Raw genomic sequence first — 15475 nt, 5'->3', positions numbered from 1 at the left:
AAGCTCCTCCGGGCTATAGAGAAGACTCCTCACATATACAAGCCCGTTCTTGTCGGTGGAAAGGTGGTTCCCCTGAAGGAGGAGGAGGTAAACAGGATCCTGGAGCAGGTTCAGAAGGGCGTGAAGACCCGCAAGGTTGAGTTTGAGAAGGGAGACCAGGTTAGGGTCATAGAGGGTCCCTTCATGAACTTTACGGGAACGGTTGAGGAAGTGCACCCAGAGAGGGAAAAGCTCACGGTTCTCATAAGCATATTCGGAAGGCTTACACCCGTTGAGCTTGACTTTACACAGGTTGAGAAGATTTAGGAGGCTCTGAAATGGCTAAAAAGGTGGTAGGAACTATTGAGCTTATGCTCCCTGCTCAGCAGGCATCTCCCGCACCACCTGTCGGTCCGGCTCTCGGTCAGCACGGCGTTAACATAATGGAGTTCGTCAAGCAGTTCAATGCTGCCAGCAAAGACTTTGAGCCGGGCACGGTGGTTCCCGTCGTGATAACCGTTTATCAGGACAGGAGCTTTACCTTTATAATGAAGACACCTCCGGTGTCTTACCTGCTGAAGAAGGCGGCGGGCATAGATAAGGGAGCTTCTGATCCCAAGAGGCAGAAGGTTGGGAAGGTTACGGCGAAGCAGGTTGAGGAGATAGCCAAGACCAAGTTGAAGGACATGAATACCGATGACCTTCAGGCTGCGATGAGGACTGTCGCAGGCACGGCGAGAAGCATGGGTATTGAGATAGAAGGAATGTAAGGAGTAGTGCCATGGCGAAGAGAGGAAAGAAGTACCTTAAGGCTCTGGAGCTCTTTGACAGGAATAAGACATACAGCGTAGAGGAAGCTGTGGACATACTCAAGAAGGTTGCGGAGGTCGCCCAGAGAGGTTTTGACGAGACCGTTGAGCTCGCCATGCGGCTGAACGTGGATCCCAAGTACGCCGACCAGATGGTCAGGGGTTCGGTCGTTCTTCCCCACGGACTCGGCAAGCCCATAAAGGTTCTCGTCCTCGCTGAGGGTGAGGACGCCAAGAAGGCTGAGGAGGCAGGTGCGGACTACGTTGGCGGAGAGAACCTCATAAACAAGATACTCAAAGAGGAGTGGATAGATTACGACGTGGTGATAGCTACCCCCGAGATAATGTCCAAGGTGGCAAAGCTCGGTAGGATCCTCGGTCCCAGAGGACTCATGCCTAACCCCAAGACCGGAACGGTCACCAAGAACGTGGAGCAGGCTATAAAGGATGCCAAGAAAGGTCGTGTTGAGTTCAAGGTGGACAAGGCTGGAAATATCCACATGCCTGTAGGCAAGGTATCCTTTGACAAGGACAAGCTTGCGGAGAACATATACGCTGCCATAGATGCGGTCGTAAGGGCGAAACCGCCGGGTGCCAAGGGTCAGTACGTAAAGTCCATTACTGTTTCTACAACTATGGGACCCGGCATAAAGATAGATATTCCCGAAACTATGAAGAAGCTGCAAGAGCTTGCAGCTTAAAGGAGAGGAGCCATGGCAGAGGAAGCAAGGAAGAGCCTTTTAAAGAAGAAGGAGCTCGTAGCCTCGTACAGGGATAAGTTTCAGAAGTCAAACGGCTTTGTGGTCTTCTTCAACTTTCAGGGAATAGACGCCTTCCCCCTGTCTGAGCTCAGGGCTAAGATAAGGGCTGTCAACGGAGAGGTGGTGGTGGGCAGGAATACCCTGCTTTACAGAGCCTTTGAGGATACACCCCTCGTTGATCACAGAGACCTCTTCGTTGGTCCGAGCGCAGCTCTCTTCGCTTACGAGGATGTGGTTTCAACCACGAAGACCCTAATAGAGTTCTTAAAAGAGGCTTTTGATAAGGAGTACAAGGAGAAGGTCAAGGGTGGTCTTCTTAACAACAGGTATATGACCCCCGAAGATGTGGTTGCGCTCGCTGAGCTTCCCAGCAGGAAGAGCTTGTCGCAAGCTTATGGGTGTTCTGATGGCGCCCGTAACTCAGCTCGCAATGACCTTGAAGGCTGTGCCCCAGAAGCTCGTTTTAACTTTGAAAGCTATAGAAGAGCAAAAATCTTAAGGAGGTTTGGTTATGGCTACACTCACCATCGACGAGATTGTAGAGGCTATCAAGAACATGAGCGTTCTTGAGGTTGCCGAGCTTGTTAAAAAACTTGAAGAAGAATTCGGCGTTTCAGCTGCAGCTATGGTAGCCGCAGCTCCTGCCGGAGGTGCCGCAGGTGCAGGTGCAGGTGCCGCTGCGGAGGAGAAGACCGAGTTTGACGTTGTGCTCAAGTCTCCCGGAGGCAACAAGATACAGGTCATCAAGGTGGTCAGGGAGATAACAGGACTCGGACTCAAAGAGGCTAAGGAGCTTGTTGACAACGCTCCAAAACCCATCAAGGAAGGGGTCTCCAAAGAGGAGGCTGAACAGATAAAGTCCAAGCTGGAAGAGGCAGGAGCAGAGGTAGAGCTGAAGTAATAGTGGATTACGTCCAAACCTTTTCTTCAGAGAACGGGGCGTCCTCAAAGAGGATGCCCTTTTCTGCGTTCTTTAGTCCGTGTGATAAAATAATTAATTTGCCACTAAACCAGTAAGGGGTGGAAAGTATGAAGAATGTTGCTCTTCCAAGAAAATTTTTCGGGAGGCGTGATGAGATCATAGAACCTCCCTACCTATTAAGTGTACCAAAAAGTTCCTTTGAAAACTTCATTCAACTAAAAAAGGCACCCCACGAGAGGGAGAACATAGGGCTTGAGTACATACTCAGGACGTCCTTTCCCTTCGTTGATCCGGATGGAAACATACACATGGAGTACCTCGGATACGAGATAGGGGACTGGGAGTGCAACGCTTGCGGATACAAACCCGAGTCGGACTTCCTTGCAGGCTGGGGAGTGGATTGTCCCAAGTGTGGAGGAAAGCTTGTATATAAGGAGAAGTACACCCCTGATGAGTGCAGGATAAAGGGGCTGACCTATTCGGCTCCCCTTAGGGTAATGTTCAAGCTGAAGGTGAAGAGCAAGGAGGATGGAAAGGAGAGGGAGACTCCACCCAAGAAGGTTTACTTCGGTGAGATACCCCTTATGACCGACTGGGGCTCTTTCATAATAAACGGGAGCGAGAGGGTAATAGTTAACCAGCTTATAAGGTCAACGGGCGTATTCTTTGAGGAGAAGGAGGAGAAGCAGAAGGATGCAACGATAACGAGGATCATCTACAGAGCGAGCATAATACCCGATAAGGGTTCAAGAATAGAGTTTGAGCTCTCTGGAACCACAGACACGTTCCACGCGAGGGTTGACAGAAAGAAGATAAGCGGTATAGCTATACTGAGGGCGTGGGGGTTTGAAACCGCCTACGAGATCCTGTCCAACTTCTACGAGGGCGTAAGAAAGCTGACCCTTCAGAAGGGAGCCCTCATAGATACAGAAACGGGAGAAGAGTATAGACCTGAAGACCTTGAACACCACTACATATTTGCCATACTCAGGTACAGGGCGAAGCTTGAGGACTCTGACAAGGAGAAGGAGTTTATAGAGGAGAGATACATAGAGGAGTGGGAAGGTCTTGAGCTCCTCCTGAAGGACGAGAGGATAAAGGTTGAGGCTGTGACCATACTTCCCAACGAGAACGCGGTTAAAAGCCCTTACGCAAAGATAGTCGTTGACACCCTTGCCAACGAGACTACCCCCAGGGAACCGGACAGGATGAGCGTGGTGAAGGTGCCCTCCGAGTTTACCCTTAAAGATTACGGCTACATGGAGATATACAAGAAGCTCCGCCTCGTAGAGACGATGACCATGGAGATTGAGAACCTGATTGAGAGGGCACGCTCCTACTTTGAGGTCTTCTTCGGACACATAACGAGGTACGACCTATCCAAGGTTGGAAGGGTAAAGATAAACGCCAAGGTTCATAAACTGCCCAAGACCCTGAAGCCTGCGGACGTTGACCTCCTTGATAAGCTGCCTCCCGTTGCGCTTGCCGAAGACGTTGGCAAGTACAAGGAGGGTACGAGGCTCACGAAGGAAGTCCTCAAAGACATATTCAAGAGCAAGAAGGTAAAAGAGGTAAAGATAAAGGACTACACGGAGGAAGAGGCGAGGTTTATACTTCCCGTTGACCTCATAAACATACTCAAGTACCTGATAGACCTCCGGTTCAGAAGAGAGAGAAAGGACGACATAGCTCATCTCGGTAACAGAAGGGTTAGGTCTGTGGGAGAGCTCCTTGAGAATCAGGTTAGGACAGGTATAGCCAAGATGGAGAAGGTCTTCAGGGACAGGGTCGCTGTTATAAACCCGGAAGACCCCAACATAAGACCCCAAGACCTCATAAACCCCAGGTACGTTACCAACTCTATAACGGAGTTCCTTAAGGGAGGACAACTCTCCCAGTATCTTGATAACGCCAACCCTCTTTCCGCTCTCACCCACAAGAGGAGGCTATCCGCTCTGGGACCCGGCGGTCTCACGAGGGAGAGTGCAAAGTTTGAGATAAGGGACGTCCACCCCTCTCACTACGGAAGGATATGTCCCATAGAGACGCCTGAGGGTCAGAACATAGGTCTCGTTACATCTATGACCGTCTACGCTCAGGTTAACGAGTACGGTTTCCTGATAACACCCTACAGGAAGGTTGAGAACGGCACCGTCACCAACGACATAGACTACCTTGCCGCCTATGAGGAGGAAGATTTCGTCATAGCTCAGAGCACGCCCACCGATGAGAAGGGCAAGATACTGACCGAAAGGGTTCTCGCGAGACACAAGAACGACATAAGGATAGTGAAGCCCGAGCAGGTGAACTACATAGACGTATCACCGAGGCAGGTTATATCAGTTTCTGCATCGCTCATTCCCTTCCTTGAGCACGACGACGCTAACAGGGCTCTGATGGGATCAAACATGCAGAGGCAGGCGGTACCCCTCATATTCACCCAGGCACCCCTCATAGGTACGGGTATGGAGAAGAAGGTGGCGAGGGACTCCCACTCGGTGCTGACAGCCAAGAGGGGCGGCGTGGTTGAAGAGGTCAACAGTGCAAGGATAGTGGTCAGGGTTAATCCCGAAGAGATAGACCCCAACGACCCTCTTGACTTCGGTATAGACATATACGATCTCAAGAAGTTTCAGAGGACGAACCAGAACACCTGTGTGAACCAGAGGCCTCTCGTTGAGAAGGGACAGGAGATAAAGGCTGGAGAGGTTATAGCCGACGGTCAGTCCACCTTCAGGGGTGAGCTCGCCCTCGGTAAGGACGTTCTCGTAGCCTTCATGCCTTGGAGAGGGTACAACTTTGAGGACGCCATAGTCATATCGGAGAGGCTCGTTAAAGAGGACGTCTTCACGTCCATACATATAGAGGAGCTTGAGGTTGAGGCGAGGGAGACCAAGCTCGGAGAGGAGGAGATATCAAGGCAGATACCTGGAGTGCCGGAGAAGGCTCTCGCACACCTTGACGAGCTCGGTATAGTCAGGGTTGGAACCTACGTAAAGCCCGGAGACATACTGGTTGGTAAGGTCACTCCCAAGGGGGAGACCCAGCTAACGCCTGAGGAGAAGCTATTACAGGCTATATTCGGAGAGAAGTCAAAGGACGTGAAGGATTCCTCGCTCAGGTGTCCTCCCGGTGTTGAGGGTGTGGTGATAGACGTTCAGATATTCACGCGCAGAACCGGAGAGAGAAGGAACATGCTCGTGGACACCGTTGAGAGGGAGGAGATGGAAGCCCTCAAGGAGGAGCTTGAGAGAAGGAAGAACCTCATAATTGACGGAAGGAACAAAGTTCTCAAAGGTCTCGTTCTCGGTAAGAAGATAGAGAAGGACGTTACCCTGAGAAAGAAGACCTACAAGGCCGGAACAAAGATAGACGAGAAGTTTCTCAGCTCCTTCCTTAACTTCATAATTTCCAAGCCCGACAACTTCTTCAAGAGTAAGAAGCTCATAAATCAGATAACCGAAGTGGTGAACAAGGCTAAGACCCAGATGCAGATGCTTACCAAGATATACGACGAGAAGAAGAAGTCCCTTTACAGGAAGGGAGATCTGCCGCCCGGTGTTATCACCCTCGTGAAGGTTTACATAGCCCAGAAGAGGAAGATAAAGGTCGGTGACAAGATGGCTGGAAGACACGGTAACAAGGGCGTTATATCTGTCGTCCTTCCCGTTGAGGACATGCCCTTCCTGCCCGACGGAACGCCCGTGGATGTCGTTCTGAACCCTCTCGGTGTTCCCTCAAGAATGAACGTGGGTCAGATACTTGAGACCCACCTCGGTTGGGCTGCGAGAGGTCTTGGAAGAAAGATAGGTGATATGATCTCTCAGGGACTTGACAGGAAGAAGCTTACCAAGTGGTTCAAGGAGATATATGCCATAGGCGACATAACCGGGGAGAACGCCAAGTTCATAGAGGAATTCCTGAACTCCCTATCCGACGACGAGTTCTACGCCCTCGTGAAGGACTACGCAGAGAAGGGCGTGCCCATGGCAACCCCTGCCTTTGAGGGTGCAGAGGAAGAGGCTATAAAGAAGCTCCTAAAGCGTGCTGGTCTTCCCGAGAATGGCAAGAGCACCCTCTACGATGGAAGAACGGGAGAGCCCTTTGACTTTGAGGTTACGGTGGGCTACATGCACATGCTCAAGCTCATACACATGGTTGACGACAAGGTTCACGCCAGGTCAACGGGTCCCTACTCCCTCGTTACCCAGCAGCCTCTCGGAGGAAGGGCTCAGTTCGGTGGTCAGAGACTCGGAGAGATGGAAGTGTGGGCACTTGAAGCGCATGGGGCTGCTTACACTCTTCAGGAGATGCTCACAGTCAAGTCCGACGACATAGAGGGTAGGAGCAAGGTGTATGAGGCGATAGTTAAGGGCAGGTACACCTACTCGCCGGGCATACCTGAGTCCTTCAGAGTTCTCGTTAGGGAGCTGAAGGCTTTGAGCCTTGACGTCAGGTGTGTGAACGGCGAGAACGTGGGGTGTGACCAGGTTGAGATGAAAGAGGAGGAAGAAAAATGAATCAGAGAAGAAGAGGACTTTTCCCCTTTGAGAGGATCAAGCTCCTCCTTGCCTCCCCAGAGGAGGTCAGGAGCTGGTCTAACGGGGAGGTTAAGCGTCCTGAGACCCTTAACTACAGAACTCTGAAACCCGAAAAGGACGGACTCTTCTGCGCAAAGATATTCGGACCGGTAAAGGACTACGAGTGTCTGTGTGGAAAATACAGGGGCAAGAGATACGAGGGAACGGTATGTGATAGGTGTGGTGTTGAGGTTACCCTCTCCTACGAGAGGAGGAAGAGGTTCGGTCACATAGAGCTCGCCGCACCGGTAGCTCATATATGGTTCTTGAAATCAACTCCATCAAAGATAGGGACGCTCCTCAACCTGACCTCAAGGGACGTGGAGAGGGTTATCTACTTTGAGTCCTACCTCGTTATAGAGTATCCCACGGAGGAGGAGGAAGAGGCTTTCCTCCACATGGAGGACACCATACCACTCAACGATGGAACCACTACCAAGTGGGTCAAGCTTCACGTGGTAACCGAGCAGGAGTTTGAAGAGGAGTACTCTTTCACAATAGACGAAAAGTACGAGTACGGCATGGGTGCTGAAATAGTGAGCACCGTCCTGTCTCAGCTTGACCTCCACGAATACTCCAAAAAGCTCAAGTCCCTTATAAAGCCCTACAGCATAGGTTTTGAAGACCTCGGGAAGAACGTTGAGACCCAGTACAAGAACCTCTACGAGAAGATAATCAGGACTATAGCTCAGGACTTCAACGAGTTCGGCGTCCTGTTCCCTAACCTTGAGGAGATGGGGCTTTCCCTTGAGCAGGCTGTACACGCGATACTCAACGAGGAGCTCTACCTGAACGTTGAAACGGGAGAGCTGTCCAAGGAGGACAAGGGTGACGAGTACCTTACGGGCAAGGAGGCACTGAGGACATACTACGAGAACGTCAGGGCTAAGAAGAATATCCCGATATTTGAGAGGATCAAGGAGGACATAAGAACTACCGTCCTGAAGGAAGTCTCCGAGCAGAGGGTCAGGAAGTACCTCAGGATACTCAAGCTCGTTGACGGCTTTATAAAGAGCGACAACAGACCTGAGTGGATGATACTTGAGGTCATACCCGTTCTACCTCCAGACCTCAGACCCCTCGTTGCCCTTGACGGAGGCAGGTTCGCCACATCAGACCTGAACGACCTCTACAGGAGGCTCATAAACAGGAACAACAGGCTCAAGCGTCTCATAGAGCTGGATGCCCCCGAGATAATCATAAGGAACGAGAAGAGGATGCTCCAGGAGGCAGTTGACGCCCTCATAGACAACGGAAAGAGGGGAAGGGTGGTAACCCAGAACGGAAGACCTCTCAAGTCGCTGGCGGACTACCTTAAGGGTAAGCAGGGAAGGTTCAGGCAGAACCTTCTCGGTAAGAGGGTTGACTACTCCGGTCGTTCCGTCATAGTTGTGGGTCCCGAACTGGAGATGCACCAGTGTGGACTACCCAAGATAATGGCTCTTGAACTTTTCAAGCCCTTCGTTTACAGGAGGCTTGAGGAGAAGGGCTACGCCACCTCAATAAGGAATGCCAAGAAGCTCGTTGAGCAGAGGGCTCCGGAGGTGTGGGAGTGCCTTGAAGAGGTCGTGAAACAGCACCCGGTTCTCCTCAACAGGGCTCCTACGCTTCACAGACCTTCCGTTCAGGCTTTTGAGCCCACCCTTGTGGAAGGCAAGGCTATCAGACTGCACCCCCTCGTCTGTCCACCCTTCAACGCGGACTTTGACGGAGACCAGATGGCTGTGCACGTTCCCCTCGGCGTGGAGGCACAGCTGGAGTCCTACATACTCATGCTTTCAACCCAGAACATTCTCTCTCCCGCCCACGGAAAGCCGCTTACCATGCCCTCTCAGGATATGATCCTCGGAACCTACTACATGACCCAAGACCCCATACCCGGAAGAAAGGGTGAGGGCAAGGTGTTCTCCTCAAGGGAAGAGGTGCTCAAAGCCCTTGATATGGGTAAGGTTGACATACACGCTGGCGTAAAGGTAAAGCTTGACGGCAGGTTGATAGATACCACACCCGGAAGGGTTCTCTTCAACTCCATAATGCCCGAAGGTGTCCCCTTCGTGAACCACACCCTTGACAAGAAGAACCTCTCAAAGCTTATAACAGAGCTTTACATACAGGTGGGTAACGAGGAAACGGTCAAGTTCCTTGACAGGGTGAAGGAGCTGGGCTTCGTGAGGGCGACCATGGCGGGTATATCCATAGGTGTGGAAGACCTGCAGATACCGGAAGTCAAGAAAGGTGTGATAGAGAAAGCCCTCAAGGAGACCGACGAGATATGGAACCAGTACGTCAACAACATAATTACCAACAAGGAGCGTTACAACAAGATCATAGACATCTGGTCTGAGGCTACCAACCAGATATCCAAGGCGATGTTTGACGAGATAGAACAGACGGAGAGGGTAGAGAACGGCAAGAAGTACCCCGGCGTCTTCAACCCCATATTCATGATGGCAAACTCGGGTGCGAGAGGTAACAGAGACCAGATAAGACAGCTTGCAGGGATGAGGGGTCTCATGGCTAAGCACTCGGGAGAGTTCATAGAGACCCCCATAATCTCCAACTTCCGTGAGGGACTATCAGTCCTTGAGTACTTCATATCCACCTACGGTGCAAGGAAAGGTCTGGCGGACACGGCATTGAAGACAGCCTTTGCGGGATACCTTACCAGGAGGCTCGTTGACGTAGCCCAGGACATAACTGTGACCGAACACGACTGCGGAACCCTTAAGGGAATAGAGGTTGAGCCCATCGTTGAGGGCGGTGAGGAGAAGGTGCCCCTCAAGGACAGGATATTCGGAAGGGTTCTCGCCGAGGACGTAAAGGACCCCTACACGGGAGAGCTTGTAGCCAAGAGGAACGACGTCATAGACGAGAAGCTCGCCGAGAAGATAGCGAGAAGCGGTGTTGAGAAGGTAAGGGTGAGGTCACCCCTCTCCTGTGAGTCAAGGCGCGGCGTATGTGCCATGTGTTACGGATGGGATCTATCCCAGAGGAAGATAGTCTCCGTTGGAGAGGCTGTGGGCGTTATAGCCGCCCAGTCCATAGGAGAGCCCGGAACCCAGCTCACGATGAGGACCTTCCACATAGGTGGTGCTGCTACAGCCCAGAAGGTTCAGAACGTCCTCGTGGCAGAGACCTCTGGAGAGGTGAAGTTCTACAACCTTAGACTGATAAAGAACAGGAAGGGAGACCTCATAAACATATCCAGAGAGGGAGCCATAGGTATAGTTGACGAGGAAGGAAGGGTAATTGAGAGACACGCTGTCCCTTACGGGGCGAAGATACTCGTTGAAGAGGGCAGTAAGGTAAAGGAGGGAACTTCCCTCGCGGAATGGGATCCCTTCAACACCTACATAATAGCCGAGGAAGAGGGTAGGGTTGAGCTCAGGGACATAATCCTTGACGTTACCGTCAGAGAGGAGAGAGACGCCCTGACAGGAAAGACGGCTACCGTCGTATCCTTCATGAGACCCAAGGATGCCATGCTCCACACACCGAGGGTCGTAGTTGTTACAGATAAAGGCAAGGAGTTAACCTACGACCTGCCGGTGAACTCAATTCTGAACATACCCTCTGAGAGGATGGAGCTTGAATGGCATGTCTGCCCGACCTGTTCTGAGGCTGAGGATGCTAAGATACAGCACAGGTACTACGTGGTCAAAGACCTGAAGGTAAAGCCCGGAGATGTCCTTGCAAGGATACCCAAAGAGATGGCTAAGGTCAGAGACATAGTGGGAGGTCTCCCCAGAGTTGAGGAACTCTTTGAAGCCCGTAAGCCCAAGAACCCTGCGATAATCTCTGAGATAGACGGCTACGTTAAGATATACGAGGACGCGGACGAGGTCATAGTCTACAACGTATCCACCGGCGAGACCCGTAAGTACGCTATAAAGAAAGACGAGCTCATACTCGTCAGGCACGGACAGTTCATAAAGAAGGGACAGAACATAACTGAGAGCATAGTCTCGGACATAGACGGACAGGTCAGGATGAAGGGAAGCAAGGGCTTCAGGGTGATCGTGTACAACAGGGAAACCGGTCTTGAAAAGGAGTATCTCGTTCCCAAGGGTAAGCACCTCTTGGTCAAGGACGGAGACGAGGTTGAGGCTGGAGAGCCCTTGACCGACGGAACACCCATACCAGAGGAGATGCTCAAGGTTAAGGGTGTTGAGGAGCTTCAGAAGTTCCTGCTCAAAGAAGTTCAGATGGTATACAAACTCCAGGGTGTTGATATAAGCGACAAGCACTTTGAGATAATCATCAAGCAGATGCTCAGAAAGAGGAGGATAGTTGACCCAGGTGATAGCAGGTTCCTTGTGAATGAGGAAGTTGACAGGGAAGAGCTTGAAGAAGAGATCCAGAGGATCAAGGAAGAGGGAGGAAAGCTCCCCAAGGCGGAGCCCGTCCTCGTGGGAATAACTAAGGCGTCACTCTCTACGAGGAGCTGGATATCTGCAGCCTCCTTCCAGGAGACGACAAAGGTTCTCACCGAAGCCGCCTGCGAGGGCAAACGGACGAGCTGTACGGACTCAAGGAGAACGTGATAATAGGAAACCTCATACCTGCAGGAACTGGGGTTGACGAGTACTCAAGGGTTGACGTCGTTGAAGAGGGACAGAAGCTCCTGTTCACCGAAGAACCCCCAGCTCAGGAAGAAGAGGATTTGAAGGAAGAAGGAGAGTGAGCTATAATAGTTGATTGCGTGTTTTCAGGAGGAAAGCGGTATGCCGACGATTAATCAGCTTATCAAGTACGGAAGGGAGAAGAGGAAGAAGAAGTCAAAGTCTCCCGCTCTGGAAGGGAACCCTCAGAAGAGGGGAGTCTGCGTAAGGGTTTACACTGTCACACCCAAGAAGCCGAACTCAGCCCTCAGAAAGGTTGCGAGGGTGAGACTTTCAAACGGCATAGAGGTTTCTGCCTACATACCCGGAGAGGGACACAACCTTCAGGAGCATTCCATAGTTCTCGTGAGGGGCGGAAGGGTCAAAGACCTTCCCGGTGTTAGATACAAGGTTATAAGGGGTACCCTTGACGCCGCAGGCGTTCAGGGAAGGAGACAGTCCCGCTCCAAGTACGGTGCAAAGAGACCCAAGGAAGAGAAGGGAGGTTAAGGTATGCCCAGAAAAGGACCCGTTACACCTAGAGAGATAGCTCCCGACCCTAAGTATGGAGACGTCCTCATACAGAAGCTCATAAACAAGATCATGCAGGACGGTAAGAAGAGCGTTGCGGAATGGATAGTTTACACAGCCCTTGAGGAGGCTGCCCAGGAGAGGGGTATGACTCCCGTTGAGCTTATGAACAAGGTTATAGAAAACCTCAAGCCCCAGTGGGAAGTGAGACCCAGGCGTGTGGGTGGTGCCACCTACCAGGTTCCCATAGAGGTTCCCGAAAGGAGACAGATAAGCTTAGCCATAAGATGGCTCGTTGACGCTGCGAGAAACAGACCCAGAGGAAAGGGCTCCTACACTATGGTTCAGAGGCTAAAGGCTGAACTCCTTGATGTCCTTGACGGAAAGGGAGGAGCCATAAAGAAGAAGGAAGACACCCACAAGATGGCTCAGGCGAACATGGTCTTTTCACACTTTAGATGGTAAGGAGGTAAGTTATGGCAAGGGCGGTGCCCATAGAGAAGTTGAGAAACATAGGTATAGTGGCGCACATAGATGCGGGTAAGACTACCACTACGGAAAGGGTGCTCTACTATACGGGAAGAACCTACAAGATAGGTGAGGTGCACGAAGGTGCAGCCACGATGGACTGGATGGAGCAGGAGAAGGAGAGGGGCATAACCATAACCGCCGCTACCACAGCCTGCTTCTGGGAGAGAAATGGAGATAAGTATCAGATAAACATAATTGATACCCCGGGACACGTGGACTTCTCCGTTGAGGTCGTCCGTTCCATGAAGGTGCTGGACGGAATAGTTTTCATCTTCTCCGCTGTTGAGGGTGTCCAGCCCCAGTCCGAGGCAAACTGGAGGTGGGCTGACAGGTTCAACGTTCCGAGGATAGCCTTCATAAACAAGCTGGACAGGCTCGGGGCAGACTTCTACAGGGTCTTTAAGGAGATAGAGGAGAAGCTGACCATAAAGCCCGTTGCAGTCCAACTGCCCGTGGGTGCGGAGGACAACTACGAAGGTGTTGTAGACCTCATGGAGATGAAGGCGATAATATGGCTTGAAGAGACCCTCGGTGCCAAGTACGAGATCAGAGACATACCCGACGATCTCAAGGACAAAGCCCAGGAGTGGCGTGAGAAGATGGTTGAGACCATCGTTGAAACGGACGACGAGCTCATGGAGAAGTACCTTGAGGGTCAGGAGATAAGCGTTGATGAGCTCAGGAGCGCCTTAAGGAAGGCTACGATAAACAGACAGCTCGTTCCCGTTCTCTGTGGTTCAGCCTTTAAGAATAAGGGTGTTCAGCCCCTCCTTGATGCGGTCATAGACTACCTTCCCTCACCGATAGACCTTCCTCCCATAAAGGGAATCAACCCTAACACGGGAGAGACTGAGGAGAGGAAGCCCACTGACGATGAACCCTTCTGCGCATACGCCTTCAAGGTTATGTCTGACCCCTACGCTGGACAGCTAACCTACATAAGGGTGTTTTCAGGGAAGTTGAAGGCAGGCTCCTACGTTCTGAACGTGACCAAGGGGGAAAAGCAGAGGGTCGGAAGGCTTCTCCTCATGCACGCCAACACGAGGGAAGAGATACAGGAGGTAGCCGCAGGGGAGATATGCGCCGTTGTCGGTCTGGACGCTGCCACAGGAGACACCCTCTCGGACGAGAAGCACCCCATAATCCTTGAGAAGCTTGAGTTCCCCGATCCCGTCATATCCATGGCTATTGAGCCTAAGACCAAGAAGGATCAGGAGAAGCTCTCTCAGGTTCTAAACAAGTTCATGAAGGAAGACCCCACCTTCAGGGCGAGCTCCGATCCTGAGACCGGACAGACCCTCATACACGGAATGGGTGAGCTCCACCTGGAGATAATGGTTGACCGTATGAAGAGGGAGTACAACATAGAGGTCAACGTGGGTAAACCTCAGGTTGCCTACAAGGAGACCGTGCGCAAGAAGGCTAACGGAGAGGGCAAGTTCATAAGGCAGACGGGTGGTAGAGGTCAGTACGGACACGCGATAATTGAGATAGAGCCCCTTGAGAGAGGTCAAGGTTTTATCTTTGAGAACGCGATAGTAGGAGGTGTCATACCCAAAGAGTTCATCCCCGCCGTTGAGAAGGGTATAAAGGAGGCTATGGAAGGGGGAATACTCGCTGGCTATCCTGTGGTTGATGTAAAAGTCAGGCTCTACGACGGTTCTTACCACGAGGTTGACTCCTCCGAGATAGCCTTCCAGATAGCTGGTTCTATGGCTTTCAAGGACGCCGCCAAGAAGGCAGACCCGGTAATACTTGAGCCCATAATGGAGGTTGAGGTAGAGACTCCCGAAGACTACGTGGGTGACGTGATAGGAGACCTCAACTCCAGACGCGGAAAGATCATGGGCATGGAGAACAAGGGGGTCATAACGGTCGTGAAGGCACACGTCCCCCTTGCGGAGATGTTCGGTTACGCGACCACGCTCAGGAGCTTGACACAAGGAAGAGGAACCTTTATAATGAAGTTTTCCCATTACGAAGAGGTTCCTCAGCATATCGCTGAAAAGATTATCGGGGAACGCATGGCAGGGAAGAGCGCCTGATAGGAGGTTGGTATAGATGGCGAAGGAGAAATTTGAGAGGACGAAGGAGCACGTAAACGTAGGGACGATAGGGCACGTAGACCACGGCAAGAGCACGCTGACCTCAGCCATAACCTGCACCCTTGCAGCAGGGCTGGTAGAGGGAGGAAAGGCAGAGTGCTACAAGTACGAGGAGATAGATAAAGCACCAGAAGAGAAAGAGAGAGGGATAACCATAAACATAACCCACGTTGAGTACGAGACAGCCAAGAGACACTATGCCCACGTTGACTGTCCTGGGCACGCAGATTACATCAAGAACATGATAACCGGGGCAGCCCAGATGGACGGGGCGATACTCGTCGTCTCAGCGGCGGACGGACCCATGCCCCAGACAAGGGAGCACGTGCTGCTCGCCAGACAGGTTAACGTACCCTACATAGTCGTGTACATGAACAAGTGCGACATGGTAGACGACGAAGAACTCCTTGAACTCGTTGAGCTTGAGGTAAGGGAACTCCTCAACAAGTACGAGTTTCCCGGGGACGAAGTACCCGTAATAAAAGGCTCAGCCCTTGGGGCGTTACAGGAACTTGAACAGAACTCCCCCGGCAAGTGGGTAGAGAGCATAAAGGAACTCCTTAACGCGATGGACGAGTACATACCCACCCCCAAGAGGGACACAGACAAACCCTTCCTCATGCCCATAGAGGACGTGTTCACCATATCCGGAAGGG

10 protein-coding genes and 1 pseudogene are annotated in these 15475 nt (G+C 51.8%); all 11 read left to right on the top strand.

All coding sequences use genetic code 11. The features are described 5' to 3' along the window. Positions 1-306, top strand: a 306-nt coding sequence (locus HG1285_RS06740) for a KOW motif-containing protein (protein WP_008288060.1), incomplete at its 5' end; no start/stop codon positions are given. Positions 307-317: 11 nt separating this feature from the next. Further along, on the top strand, positions 318-749 hold the full coding sequence (rplK, locus tag HG1285_RS06745) for a 50S ribosomal protein L11 (RefSeq protein WP_008288059.1): 432 nt from the start codon (positions 318-320) through the stop codon (positions 747-749). A gap of 11 nt (positions 750-760) precedes the next feature. After that, positions 761-1489, top strand: coding sequence for a 50S ribosomal protein L1 (rplA, locus tag HG1285_RS06750; RefSeq protein WP_008288058.1), 729 nt, complete (start codon positions 761-763; stop codon positions 1487-1489). 12 nt (positions 1490-1501) lie between these two features. After that, complete coding sequence (gene rplJ / locus HG1285_RS18155; protein ID WP_008288056.1) at positions 1502-2119, top strand: 50S ribosomal protein L10; 618 nt, start codon at positions 1502-1504, stop codon at positions 2117-2119. Continuing rightward, positions 2061-2450, top strand: a complete 390-nt coding sequence (rplL, locus tag HG1285_RS06760; RefSeq protein ID WP_032496773.1) for a 50S ribosomal protein L7/L12 — start codon at positions 2061-2063, stop codon at positions 2448-2450. The genes rplJ and rplL overlap by 59 nt, the downstream gene beginning before the upstream one ends. A gap of 128 nt (positions 2451-2578) precedes the next feature. After that, a complete protein-coding gene (locus HG1285_RS06765) occupies positions 2579-6991 on the top strand; it encodes a DNA-directed RNA polymerase subunit beta (protein WP_008288054.1) in 4413 nt (1470 codons plus the stop codon). Further along, positions 6988-11735: pseudogene (gene rpoC, locus HG1285_RS18150) on the top strand (DNA-directed RNA polymerase subunit beta'). The gene HG1285_RS06765 and the pseudogene rpoC overlap by 4 nt, the downstream one beginning before the upstream one ends. Before the next feature lie 40 nt (positions 11736-11775). Next, on the top strand, positions 11776-12162 hold the full coding sequence (gene rpsL, locus HG1285_RS06775; RefSeq protein ID WP_008288051.1) for a 30S ribosomal protein S12: 387 nt from the start codon (positions 11776-11778) through the stop codon (positions 12160-12162). Between the two features lie 3 nt (positions 12163-12165). Continuing rightward, entirely contained in the window at positions 12166-12648 is a 483-nt protein-coding gene (gene rpsG / locus HG1285_RS06780) for a 30S ribosomal protein S7 (RefSeq protein ID WP_008288050.1), read from the top strand. 11 nt (positions 12649-12659) lie between these two features. Continuing rightward, on the top strand, positions 12660-14759 hold the full coding sequence (gene fusA / locus HG1285_RS06785; RefSeq protein ID WP_008288049.1) for an elongation factor G: 2100 nt from the start codon (positions 12660-12662) through the stop codon (positions 14757-14759). Between the two features lie 16 nt (positions 14760-14775). Beyond that, on the top strand, positions 14776-15475 hold a 700-nt coding region (locus HG1285_RS06790), incomplete at its 3' end, for a GTP-binding protein (protein WP_008288048.1).

Source organism: Hydrogenivirga sp. 128-5-R1-1, from assembly GCF_000171895.1.
This window is presented reverse-complemented; position numbering and strand designations above follow the sequence as displayed.

Bases quoted from the DNA above. Each gene is read 5' to 3' on its own strand.
- rplK (WP_008288059.1), top strand. From the start codon at position 318: ATGGCTAAAAAGGTGGTAGGAACTATTGAGCTTATGCTCCCTGCTCAG.
- rplA (WP_008288058.1), top strand. From the start codon at position 761: ATGGCGAAGAGAGGAAAGAAGTACCTTAAGGCTCTGGAGCTCTTTGAC.
- rplJ (WP_008288056.1), top strand. From the start codon at position 1,502: ATGGCAGAGGAAGCAAGGAAGAGCCTTTTAAAGAAGAAGGAGCTCGTA.
- rplL (WP_032496773.1), top strand. From the start codon at position 2,061: ATGGCTACACTCACCATCGACGAGATTGTAGAGGCTATCAAGAACATG.
- HG1285_RS06765 (WP_008288054.1), top strand. From the start codon at position 2,579: ATGAAGAATGTTGCTCTTCCAAGAAAATTTTTCGGGAGGCGTGATGAG.
- rpsL (WP_008288051.1), top strand. From the start codon at position 11,776: ATGCCGACGATTAATCAGCTTATCAAGTACGGAAGGGAGAAGAGGAAG.
- rpsG (WP_008288050.1), top strand. From the start codon at position 12,166: ATGCCCAGAAAAGGACCCGTTACACCTAGAGAGATAGCTCCCGACCCT.
- fusA (WP_008288049.1), top strand. From the start codon at position 12,660: ATGGCAAGGGCGGTGCCCATAGAGAAGTTGAGAAACATAGGTATAGTG.